Source organism: Dyadobacter sp. SG02 (assembly GCF_900109045.1).
In the GTDB taxonomy this organism is placed as follows: Bacteria; Bacteroidota; Bacteroidia; order Cytophagales; family Spirosomataceae; genus Dyadobacter.
In genome coordinates, this window is the sequence record NZ_FNYL01000007.1 from 369,496 (window position 1) to 382,120 (window position 12,625).

7 protein-coding genes are annotated in these 12,625 nt (G+C 54.7%); all 7 read left to right on the top strand.

Features of this window, described 5'->3' with window-relative positions:
* The first annotated feature begins 56 nt into the window (after window positions 1-56).
* The 7 genes from BMW93_RS18915 to BMW93_RS18945 are packed head-to-tail and all read left to right on the top strand — an operon-like array spanning window position 57 to window position 12,589.
* On the top strand, window positions 57-1,052 hold the full coding sequence (locus BMW93_RS18915) for a FecR family protein (protein WP_090379729.1): 996 nt from the start codon (window positions 57-59) through the stop codon (window positions 1,050-1,052).
* A gap of 12 nt (window positions 1,053-1,064) precedes the next feature.
* On the top strand, window positions 1,065-4,421 hold the full coding sequence (locus tag BMW93_RS18920; RefSeq protein WP_090379732.1) for a SusC/RagA family TonB-linked outer membrane protein: 3,357 nt from the start codon (window positions 1,065-1,067) through the stop codon (window positions 4,419-4,421).
* A gap of 10 nt (window positions 4,422-4,431) precedes the next feature.
* Entirely contained in the window at window positions 4,432-5,763 is a 1,332-nt protein-coding gene (locus BMW93_RS18925) for a RagB/SusD family nutrient uptake outer membrane protein (protein WP_090379907.1), read from the top strand.
* Between the two features lie 18 nt (window positions 5,764-5,781).
* Window positions 5,782-6,726, top strand: coding sequence for a cyanophycinase (locus tag BMW93_RS18930; protein ID WP_090379736.1), 945 nt, complete (start codon window positions 5,782-5,784; stop codon window positions 6,724-6,726).
* 34 nt (window positions 6,727-6,760) lie between these two features.
* On the top strand, window positions 6,761-9,802 hold the full coding sequence (locus BMW93_RS18935; RefSeq protein WP_090379739.1) for a TonB-dependent receptor: 3,042 nt from the start codon (window positions 6,761-6,763) through the stop codon (window positions 9,800-9,802).
* A complete protein-coding gene (locus BMW93_RS18940) occupies window positions 9,802-11,148 on the top strand; it encodes a RagB/SusD family nutrient uptake outer membrane protein (protein WP_090379742.1) in 1,347 nt (448 codons plus the stop codon). The genes BMW93_RS18935 and BMW93_RS18940 overlap by 1 nt, the downstream gene beginning before the upstream one ends.
* 10 nt (window positions 11,149-11,158) lie before the next feature.
* On the top strand, window positions 11,159-12,589 hold the full coding sequence (locus BMW93_RS18945; protein WP_090379745.1) for a hypothetical protein: 1,431 nt from the start codon (window positions 11,159-11,161) through the stop codon (window positions 12,587-12,589).
* Window positions 12,590-12,625: the final 36 nt, after the last annotated feature.

Genomic DNA, 12,625 nt, shown 5'->3' on the forward strand with positions numbered 1-12,625 from the left:
TACTAAATGCATTCCTCCCTGTCATAGTGTTGAATTGCAATTCAAACCAAACCATCATGGACCAGCAGCAGGTGAGCGATTTGTTGACGAAATACCGGCTCGGACGATGTACGGAGGAAGAAAAGGCGGCGATTACGCAATGGTACGCGAGTGCCGCAAAAGCTCAGCCCGATCTTCCCGAAAACCTCGACCTCGAAGCTGCGCGGGAGCATTCGTGGACAAATATCCTGGCGGCAGTCCGCCCACACACTTTTGACGTCCGGCAGGAAGCCCGGGTACGGCCAGTAGTTGCGCTTTACATGGCAGCGGCTGTCGCAGCCATGCTTTGCATCGGGTTTTTCTGGTTCGGTGGTGGCCTGCGAGACCAAAATGCCGGAAGTGCGGCGCGAATGGTCACGGCCAGCGCGTTACCCGGCGAAGTGAAAACCTACCGGTTGCCCGACAGTTCGCTTGTGACGCTCAACGGCGGTACTTCCATCCGCTTTCCCGGGAAATTCGGAGGCGGCGCACGCGAAATCGTGATTACCGACGGCGAGGCCTATTTCGATGTAAAACACGATGCGGAACACCCGTTCGTGGTGAATGCGGGCCGGACGCAGACGCAGGTACTCGGGACGGTATTCTCGGTACGCGCTTACAGGAGCCTGAGCGACGTAAGGGTTACAGTAGCGAGCGGTAAGGTAGGCGTTCGCAATGCGAGCGGTTACCCCGAGATGCAAACGGCTTTCCTGCTTCCCGACGAGCAACTGGTGGTCGACAACCAGAGCGGCGGGGTGCGGAAGGGCCATGTGCAAGCGCACTTGCTGGCGGGATGGATCCGCGGGGCGCTGGATTTCAATAATGAAGACCTGAAAACCATTGCCTTGCTGCTGGAAAAGAAATTCAATGTGCCTGTCCGCGTAGACGGCAAGCGTCTGGAAGAACAGCGGCTTACGGCGCGGTTCAGGGCGGAGGAAACGCTGGACGATATTCTCGGGACGCTGGCCATGGCGGGTAGTTTCAGCTACCGGCACGCGGCCGGACAGGTACTGATCTCAATGAACGAGCATTAAAAAACGAAGATTATGACGGTATTTTTCCGACAACACGGGCACCAGCCCCATTTAAAAAGGCTCTGGTTAGTCCTCGTCCTGATCCTCGCGCTTTTCCGGCCTGCGCTGGCGGATAGCGAGAAGACGATCAAGGACGTAAAAATCTCCATCAGGGCCGAAAAACAGTCTTTGAAGACCATTTTAAGACAAATTGAAGACAAAAGTGGGTTCGTTTTTATTTACCAGGATAGACTAGTAAATCCATATACTAACCTAACTTTTGACGCCCGGAATGAACCGGTCGAACAAGTACTGAACAGGCTGCTTCGCCATCGGAGCCTTGATTACGAGCAGCAAAAAGAAAAAGTGATCATCCGCGAGGCGCCGAAGCAAACCGGCGAGGCCTCCGATTCGGATGAGGTGACCGACCAGGCTATTAACGGGGTAGTGAAAGATGAAAAAGGCGACGGACTGCCGGGCGTGACGATCCGCGTGAAAGGCAGCAATAAGGGCACGCTCACGGATGCCAACGGCGCATTCACGATCTCCGTCGGCGGTAACGACGTGCTGATATTCTCCTACATCGGTTATGTGACCGTCGAACGGGCATTGGGCGGCTCGACGAGCCTGGACATTGCCCTGAAACCGGACGAAAGCCAACTGAGCGAGGTAGTGGTGACCGGTTATACCCAAACCAAGCGCAGCGCGCAGACCGGCGCCGTGAGCACCATCGATTCCAAAGACTTTTCGCAGGTTTCCTATAACAGCGTGATCGAGAAGTTGCAGGGAACCGTGCCCGGTTTGCAGATTTCGAGCAATTCCGGCGTGCCGGGTACTTCGGTGCTGGTGCGGTTGCGCGGGGCGACGTCCATTAAGGCTGGTAACGATCCGCTGTATGTGGTCGATGGGGTTTTTATCAATAATGAAAACTTGCAGGGCCTATCTCGCGGCATGGGCGGGCAGACGCCCAACCCGCTTTCGGACCTGAACCCGGACGATATCGAGTCGGTATCCGTACTGAAAGACGCCAACGCAACAGCATTGTACGGAGCCCGCGGCGCGAATGGGGTGATCCTCATTACCACCAAGCGCGGCGCGCGCAATTCGCGTACGAAGGTGAGTATCAATGTGGAACAGGGTTATGCCAAAGCCACGAATCTCTGGCAGCTGGTAAGCGGCCCGGAACATGCCGAACTGGTAAATCTGGTGCATGTCAACGACGGTAAAACCTTCGGGACACGCCCGTTTCGCCCGGTTTCGGAGGCTATTCCGGGTTTCCCGGCTTTCGGCAGCCCCGAAGAGCAGGGTACTTACGACCGCGTGAGCGACATTTTCCGAACGGCTTCTTTGAGCAAATACACATTATCCGTCTCCGGCGGCGATTCGCGCACCAATTTTTACCTCGGCGGCGAATACCAGAGTCAGCAATCGACGCTCAAAACACAGGATTTCAAGCGGTATTCCTTCCGTTTCAATATCGACCATTCGATTTTACCAAACCTCAAAATCGGAACCAGCAATACCCTTTCAAGTGTGCCACGCACGCTCGTGCGGGTAGGGGACGGCCCGGCGGGGTTGTTCCAGGCAGCATTGCATACGCCTACTTTTTACCCGTTTTACAATGAGGATGGCAGCTACGCGAAACCGACCGTTTTTGACAGCCATTTGGCCATTCTGGAAAATTCCGACACGCATTCGGTGAGCTTGCGGAGCATTAACAATGTGTACGCGATCTGGAATATCCTGCCGAATCTGTCCTTCAAATCCTCGTGGAGCAATGATTACAACAACTACCACGAGAAGGCTTACTACAATACCAACCTCGTGTACGGCCAGCCTGCGGGCGAGGCCAACGACGTAACGACGATCAAGCAATCGCTCATTGCCGAGCAGTTGCTGAACTTCAATTTATCCTCCGCCAAAAGCGAATTTTCGGTGTTCGTCGGTAATACCGTTCAGAAAACCACGACGGAGCGCGCCAGCCTGACCGGTACCGGCTTCCCGAGCAACCAATTCAAACGCATTGCCTCGGCGGCGGTACAAACAGCCTCTTCCACAGGCTCTTCCTACGGCTTGCTGTCGTTTTTTACCGGTTTTAATTATAGTTATGACAACCGGTACAGCATTGACGGGAACGTACGCGCCGATGCTTCGTCGCGCTTCGGCGCCGATCACCGCTGGGGCTATTTCCCGTCGGTGGGTTTGGGCTGGAACATTTCCAAAGAGGCGTTTTTTCCTGAAAACAACACCTTTACCGACCTGCGTTTCAAAGCAAGCCTCGGGCTGACCGGTAACCAGGATATCGACGATTTCGCTTCACGCGGCCTTTGGGCCGGTGGTACCAACTACGGCGACCAGCCGGGTATCGCGCCGAGCCAGCTCGCCAACCCCGATCTGAAATGGGAGACCACGCGCCAGTATAACTTCGGACTTTCGGGTGCATTATTGAAGCAACGGCTCAATTTTGAATTCAATTATTACGACAAATTCACTTACGACCTGCTGCTCGACCAGCCTGTGGCACCTAACACGGGTTTCTCGTCGGTGGTGCGGAATGTGGGCGAGATCAGCAACCGCGGGATCGAGATTTTGCTCAATTCGGTGAATGTTCGGACCAAAGATCTGGAATGGAAAGCCGTGCTGACGGTTTCGCGCAATGTAAACCGCGTGCAGAAGCTGCTGACGCCCATTACGGCAAGCTACGATATGTTCCGCGTCGTGGAAGGCCAGCCGTTGTACTCGGTGTATGCTTACAAAGAGATCGGTTTGAATGCCGAGAATGGTAATGCGGTTTACGAGGATGTGAATAAGGACGGTAAGATCACAGTCGACGACCAGCGCATTGTAGGTAATGTGTGGCCGAAGTTCGAAGGTGCTTTCCGGAACACATTGTCTTTCAAAGGTCTAGATCTCAACCTGAATTTTTATTACAAATATGGCAGCTCGGCTTACAACTACACCGCCTACTTCCTCGAAACGGCCGGTACCCGTGGCGTGACGCGCTCGATCCAGAAAAGTTCGCTCAACTACTGGAAAAAGCCGGGCGATACCGGCGTGCTGCCCCGCCCGACCAACCTTACCAATCCTGACGGCAGCCTGAACTACTTCCGTACCGGGAACAGCCGCTACCTGGAAGATGCTTCCTACCTGCGCCTGCGGGATGTGACGATCAGTTATAACCTGCCGAAAGGCGTGGCATCGGCCATCCGCGCATCGGCTGCTAGGCTGTACCTGACGGCTTCGAACCTCTGGACGCTCACCAATTATTCGGGGCCCGATCCCGAGGTAAACGTAGCTGCCGACAGCCGCAACGGGCTCGTGCAGGGGCTGGATTTTGGTACGCCGCCGCAGCCAAAATCGGTGGTACTGGGTGTGAATCTGAGTTTTTAATGGAATGATGATGAAAAAATTAAACATAGGATTGATTCTGGCCGCATTATGGCTCTCATCCTGCTCCGACCTGCTGAATACCGAACCCGAGCAGAACATTTCCGACGAAGGGGTGATCGTGGACGAAAAATCGGCCAATACGGCACTCGTGGGTGTTTATGACGCATTACAGGGCTACGCCACTTCCAATATTATCGGTGTGGACCTGGCCTCGGATAATGTGGTCAACTACAACAACCAGAACAACCTGGTGCCCGATCTCACGCCCAACAATGCGGGTGGCGGCTTTTCGGCGATCTACAAGATGATTAACCAGGCCAACTTTATTATCCACCTCGTTCCGGGTGTGCAGGATGGCTTTTTTACCCAGGAAGAGCGGAACCAGGTGCTTGGTGAAGCTTACTTCCTGCGTGCATTGGGTTACCTCGATCTGGTGAAAACCTACGGCGGTGTGCAGCTCGTACTCACACCCGCAACAGGTCCGGATACGCACAAAGGCACGAAACGGAGCACCGCGCAGGAGACTTACGCGCAAATCGGCGCGGACCTCGATCAGGCCGAGCAGCTTTTGAAAGAAACTATTAACCGCACCCGTGCGACGCGGTTTTCGGTGTATGCATTGAAAGCGCGGTATTTCACCTATTTGCAAAACTGGGAGCAAGCTGAAATCAATGCCTCGAAGGTGATTGCCCAGGCAGGTTTTAAACTGGTAAAACCCTATTCCGCGTTCTTTACCGGCAAAACCACCGACGAATCGATCTTCGAACTCGTTTACAGTACTTCCGACCGCAACTCGTTCTATACCAACTGGCTTTCGCCTGCCGATGGTGGTCGTCACGATTACATTCCAGCACGCGAGTTCGTGAGCCTGCTGCTCGATCCGGCCAAAGGCGGCGCACGTAAAAGCTTGCTGAAACAGACCGCCGAAGGCTCCTGGGATCTGATCCAGTACGGAAAACCCGACGGTTCCAGCTCGGTATTCGTCCTGCGCATAGCCGAGCAGTACCTGATCCGCGCCGAAGCCCGGGCCAGCAAGGCCACGCCGGATTTCACGGGCGCGCTCGCGGACCTGAATACGATCCGTTCCCGCTCGGACGTACCCGCATCCGCGCTCACGCCCGCGTCGGGCAAGGAGGCGATCAACCTCGCGATCCTTGAAGAGCGCCGTCTCGAACTGCCTTTTGAAGGGCACCGCTTCGTGGATGTAGTGCGCACGGGCCGCTCGGCGACGATTTTCGGGGCTATTAATGCCAACCGCAAGAACCCGGATTTCAACATCCTGCCCATTCCGCTGTCGGCGATCCAGACCGACGCCGATCTTATTCAAAATCCCGGCTATTAACATTCATTCCTACGAAATATGAAAAGCAAACTATTCTTTACCGCATTGCTCTCCGTGGCCATGCTCACAGCCTCCCGGGCACAGACCCCGGTTACCGTTAAGAAGAGTGCCACCACCCGCCACGGCCCGGAAAAAGGGTCGCTGATCATCATCGGCGGGGGCGGGGCTACGCCGGAAATCTGGAAGCGCTTCGTGCAGCTTGCGGGTGGAAAAGAGAAGGCCAAAATCGTGGTGATTACGGCGGCGGGCGGCGACTCGGCGGCATTCGATACCAGGTCGGTGGATCTGGTGAAAAGGGAAACCGGCATTGCCAATGTGACTTTGCTGCATACCAACGACCTGAAAGAAGCCAATAGCGAAAAATTCGTAGCGCCCATCCGGGCGGCTACGGGCGTGTACATCGTGGGCGGCCGCCAGTGGCGCATTGCCGATTCCTACCTGAACACTTTGACCCACCAGGCATTCCAGGAACTGCTGGATCGCGGCGGCGTCATTTCCGGTACTTCGGCAGGGGCCAGCATTCAGGGGTCGTTTTTGTGGAGAGGCGATACAAGGGGGGCTCACATACTCGTAGGAGACCACACGCAGGGGCTGGGTTTCCTGAAAAACTCGGTGATCGATCAGCATTTGTTCCGCCGCAACCGGCAGTTCGACCTCGTGGAATTTGTGAAGAATGCACCGGAGCTGATCGGTATCGGGCTGGATGAGGCTACCTCCATTGTGGTGCAACGCGACACGCTCGAAGTGGTCGGGCGCTCCTACGCTTCCATTTATGACTATAACACCATCATCGGCAGCGGCGCGAAGCACGTGCAGGGCAGCCGCGAGGTTTCGACGGCGAGCAATGGACCGTTCTTCTTTTTGCATGAAGGGCAGAAGTATGATTTGAAAGAGCGGAAAGTGATCGAGGCGCCGCGGAGGCAGCAAGAGCCGGAAGCGATTTCGGGCAACAAGGGAAAATAGGAGCATTCAATACCCCAAATTATAACCTGACTTAATGAAAAATTATTTATTCAAAAGTCCCCGATCCGGAAGATCGGGGCAATGGATTGCTTTGCTGGTAATGCTCTTTTGGTCCGTCAATTCCAATGCTTATGCCGGGCCGGGCGAGCTGACGGGTAAGGTGACCGACAAGGATGGCGCGGCTTTGCCGGGTGTGAATATCCAGATTAAAGGGACTACGCAGGGAACCGTGACGGATACCGACGGGAATTTCCATATCGATGTGGCCGAAGGGCAGGAGCTGGTGGTATCGTTTATCGGCTATGTGAGCCAGCAGCTGCGTCCGGGCAGGCAGAGCAACCTCACGGTAAAGCTGGATGCGGACCAGCGGCAGCTCAATGAGGTGGTCGTGGTGGGTTATGGTACGCAGGAACGCAAGAATGTGATCGGTTCCATTACCAAAGTGGACCCAACCGATGTGAAAAGTATTCCGGTGGGCAGTTTCGACGCCCAGCTGCAAGGAAAAGTCCCCGGCGTGCAGATTACCTCCAACACCGGCGTGCCGGGCGAGGCGGTGACGGTGCGCGTCCGGGGCGCTACATCTATCAATGGCGACAACGACCCGCTGTACGTGATCGACGGCGTGTTTATGAACAGCAACAGTATGCAAACCACCAACACCGGTGGCAAGGCTACGTCGCCCATCGCCGACATTAACCCCAACGACATCGAAAGCCTCGAAGTGCTCAAAGACGCCGAAGCCACCGCATTGTACGGCTCCCGTGGTGCCAACGGCGTGATTTTGATCACCACCAAAAGAGGTAAATACAACCAGAAGGCCAAAGTGAGCCTGAATGCATCCTACGGCTGGGCCAAAGCGGCCAAGCTCTGGGACCTCGCCACCGGCCCCGAGCACGCACAGCTCGTGAACGAATGGTGGATCAATACCGGTAAGGACACGCCTTCGCTGAACAGAACGGAGGCTAACCGCCCGTTCCGCCCCGTTTCGGAAGGCGGCCGCGGCTTACCCGAGGAGCAAAAGACTTACGACAGGCTGGGGGAGGTGTTTCAGACCGCGCCATTGCAGAATTACGACCTCTCGGTTTCCGGCGGAACGGCTTCTACCAAGTATTACATCGGCGGCGGCTATACCAAACAGGAATCGATTTTGAAGCCGATCACATTCAATCGGGCGAGTTTCAAGGTCAATCTGGATCAGAAGATTTCCGATAAAGTGCACGTAGGCGTGAGCAACAGCTTCGCGCGCACGTTCCGTAACCAGGCACGCGCAGGCGACGGGCCTGCGGGAGGGCTTTTGCAGGCTGCATTACATACGCCCACTTATCTTTCGCCTGCTAACGAGAACGGCGAGCTGGTTGGCCGTGCGGGTTTCGATAATGTGACCTTGCTGCTGCAAAACTACGATGTGAAATCCGTGAGCTTGCGGTACATCGGTAACCTGTACGCCGAGGCCGACATTTTGCCTAACCTCAAATTCCGCACGAGCTGGGGTCTGGATTTTAACAATTATGATGAAAATGAATACTGGAATACCTTCCTGATCACCGGCAGCCCGAACGGCTTCGCTTCCGCGAATAACGGACAGGCCACGACCTGGCTCAACGAACAGACGCTTTCGTATCGTCAGAAACTGGGTGCGAAACATACTTTCGGTATTCTGTTGGGTAACACCATCCAAAGCGACCTGAATACCGGTACTGCGGCAACAGGGCGCGGTTTTGCCAATAATTCCTTTAAACTGATTTCCTCGGCCGCCACTACCACCGGTTCGAGCAGTTGGTCGAAGAAAAACCTCGCTTCGTTCTTTTCCCGCGTGGATTACAATTATGGCGGCAAATACCTGCTAGATTTCAGCATCCGCGCCGATGGCTCATCCAGCTTCGGTGCCGATCGCAGATGGGGCTATTTCCCGTCGATTGGCGGCGGCTGGCGTGTGAAACAGGAAGGTTTTCTTAAAAATGTGGCGGTGATCAGCGATTTGAAAATCCGTGCGAGCTATGGTGTGACGGGTAATCAGAACGGCCTCGGCAGCTTTGCGGCGCTGGGACTTTGGAACAGCGGCTCGTCGTATCAGGGCAATCCGGGGATTGCTCCGCAGCAACTTGCCAACCCGGATTTGCAATGGGAGCGTACCAACCAGCTGAATGCAGGCGCCGACATTTCGTTCTTCGGCGACCGGCTGGGCATCGAGTTCAATGTTTACCGTAAATACACCAGCAATGGGTTGCTTTCGCTCACATTGCCTGCTACCACGGGTTTTGCCAACTACCGCAGCAACACCGCTGAGATCAGCAACAAAGGTTTTGAACTCGCGATCCGCTCGGTGAATTTCCAGAACAGTGCTTTTTCATGGATCACTACATTTAATGTGGCCAGGAATATCAACAAAATTGAAAAGCTGGAAAATCCGCTGGAATACGGCAGCCGAAGTTTGATTCTGTTGCAACAAGGCCATCCGCTGTATTCGTTCTGGGTGTACAAACAGCTTTACGTCGATCCGCAGACGGGTAACACCGTTTATGAGGATGTGAATAAGGACGGCAAGATCACCGTCGCCGACCGGCAGATCAACGGCAGCATCTGGCCCAAATTCTTCGGCGGGCTGACCAACTCGGTTACCTATAAAGGATTTGACCTGAATGCATTCCTCGCATTCAGCTACGGCAACAAGGTTTATAACCACAACAAGTTCTTCGGCGAAAGCGGCGGTGCCCGTGATGCGGCACGCGTGATTTTCGCGAGCAACAATGCCCGCTGGCAGAAGCCGGGTGACGTGACCGACGTGCCGCGTCCCGACGGCGTGAATGTGAACAACTACCGCGACGGCGGGAGCCGCTGGCTGGAAGACGGTTCGTTCGTGCGGTTGCGCAACCTTACCGTCGGCTATACCGTGCCGGTGCGCCACATCAGCTCGCTCCGCATTTACGCCACGGCCAGCAACCTTTTTACCATTACCAAATACACCGGCCTTGACCCTGAATCAAGCTCATCGAGCGCACAGAATGAGCAGGGGATCGATCTGGGTACGCCTCCGCAGCCCCGCAGCTTTCAACTGGGCTTTAACCTGACTTTTTAATGAATTACAATATGAAAGCATTCAAATACATCTTGCCGCTTTCCATGCTGATCGGGCTCGGCTCTTGCGATAGTTTCCTGGACGTGCAGCCGCGGTCATCCATTTCCGATGAACAAACGATCATCGACAAAGCGTCCGCCGAAACGGCGATCAACGGCGTTTACGATTCGTTCCGCGGTTATTACAGCATCAATTTCCAGTCGATCGGCTATTTGTCCGGCGATAATATCCAATGGACAGGCTCGCAGTCGCAGATCCAGGAATTTATCAACCATCGGGTAAATGCCGAAAACTCGACCATATCGGCGGTTTGGACGGGTATTTACGGCACGCTCAACCGCATTAACCACGTCATCGAGAAGGTGCCGAACGTGCAGGACCCGCTGCTGACTGACGCGTTGCGGAACAAGATCATCGGCGAAGCCTATTTCCTCCGCGCATTGGCCTATTTCGACCTGGCGCGTATCTGGGGCGGTGTGCCGATCGTCACAAAGCCTACCGCGACGCCATCGGACAACCGCGGCATCGAGCGTGCCACGCAGGAGCAGGTGTACGCGCAGGTACTGGCCGATCTGAATGCCGCCGAATCGCGGCTACCGGCTACCACGGACCGGTTCCGTGCCACGCAAAAGACTGTTTGGGCATTGAAATCGCGGTATTATTTGTATCAGAAAGATTATGCGAAAGCGGAAGAGTATGCTTCCAAAGTAATTGCTGATGCGGCTAACTACCAGTTGGTGAAACCCTATAATGCATTCTTCGCGAACGATGCGCGTGGTACGACCGAATCGGTATTCGAGATCTTTTATAGTGTAAACGAGACCAACGGGCACCGGGGCCAGTGGCAGCCGCAGGAAAAAGGCGGAACGCGCCAATGGGCGCCGAACGACGCTTTTGTGGCTTTGGTAAATGACCCGGAAATTGGCGGCAACCGCAATACGCTCGTTGCAAAAGACAACCAGGGCCGCTGGTATGGCAATATGTACTACCGCAGCCCCGCTACCGACCCGACTTTCGTGATCCGCATTGCCGAGCTGTACCTCATACGTGCGGAAGCGCGGGCGCAGACGGGCGCCCTCACGGGTTCGCTCGCCGACCTCAATGCGATCCGCGAACGCGCGGGAATCGCTAAAAGTACCGCTTCTACTGCCGAACAACTATTTCTCGCAATCGAGAACGAGCGGCGCATCGAGTTCGCATTGGAACCGCACCGCTGGTTCGACCTTGTGCGTACCGGCCGTGCCGACGAAGTATTGAACGTGACCGACAACAACCGCCTCCTGCTGCCGGTCCCGGCCGAGCAGTTGCTGATCGACAAAGCTTTGAAACAAAATCCCGGCTATTAATCCTGACCCTATGGCACAAAACACAGTTTATCAGCACACGGCGGCTACCGCAAATGGCGGAGCGTCAGGTATGGCGACGCCCCGCGTGGACACGCCCGGCGTAGCGACGCCCGGCGTGTCCACGCCCGGTGAATGGAGCACACTTGAAAAAGTGCTGTTCCGCGTCGCATTCATTTATTTCGCCATTCAGAGCATTCCGCTGGACTGGAAATACTTCCGCCGTGTTTTCCAGATCAACTGGCTGAACCTTACGTACGGTGATATTTTCGACCTTGCGCGTTACCAGCCGAGGTTTTTCGGGGAGACAGACACTTTTGCAAACTGGCTCGTGGTGCTCGTTATCGCCATTGCCGGGGCAGTCGTTTGGGGCAACCGCGACAAGGGCCGCCGGGATTACAATCAACTCTATTACTGGCTGCGCGTGATCGTACGTTACCGCCTCGCTGCGGGGTTGATCGCCTATGGTTTTATCAAATTCTTCCCGTTGCAGGCGCCACTGCCGTCGATCAGTAACCTGAATACGGCCTACGGCGATTTCAATGCCTGGAAAGTCTTTGCGCTGAGCCTGGGTGTGGTACCGAATTATGAGTCGTTTCTCGGCCTGGTCGAGTTACTCGGCGGGCTGCTTTTGCTGCACCGTAAAACCACGACGATCGCCACGCTGATCATCATTCCGTTTACCGGCAATGTGTTCTTTTCCAATCTGGCTTACGAGGGCGGCGAATACGTTTACAGTTTCTATCTGATCGTGTTGGCATTATTCCTGTTCGCATTCGACGCCAACAGGCTTTACCGGCTGCTGACGCTCGAAAAGCCGACGGTACCAAACCTGGTCAGGCCGGATTTGAGTGATTCACGATTGAAATTCGGTCGTATCGCGCTGAAAGCGGTATTTATCCTTTTGTTTGTCGTGATTTATGGTTCCAAAACTTACGCTGGTTATCATTCTAATCCGTATCAATATCCTGTCAAACCAGGCCTTGCGAATGCGGCCGGGGTTTACAATGTGGAGCAGTTTGTAATCAATGGGGACACGCTGGCCTATTCGCCGCTCGATTCTGTACGGTGGAAGGATGTAGTATTTGAAAAATGGGCGACGATCAGCATTCGCTCGGCCCGGCCGCGGGTGATCGATTCCACCAACGTGGAGCAAATCCATTTCGACGATGCCAAACGCAACTTTGAATTCGCAGGATCGGGCGGACGGGATTATTATGGTTACGAGTTTGATGAAAATGCCAAAACATTAAAACTGACCAATAAAGTGAATGCTGCGGATCAATTACAGCTGCATTATAGCCGTCCCGACAGCGCTACGATCCTGCTTTCAGGTGTTGCAAGCAACCGCGATTCGTTACAGGTGGTTTTGAAAAAAATCAACAAGAAATACCTGTTCCAGGAAGTGAAAAAAGTAGGTCGGAGAGGGGAGTTCAAACTGTAAGCGAAGGCGAATTCAAACTGTAAATCAAAACATTAA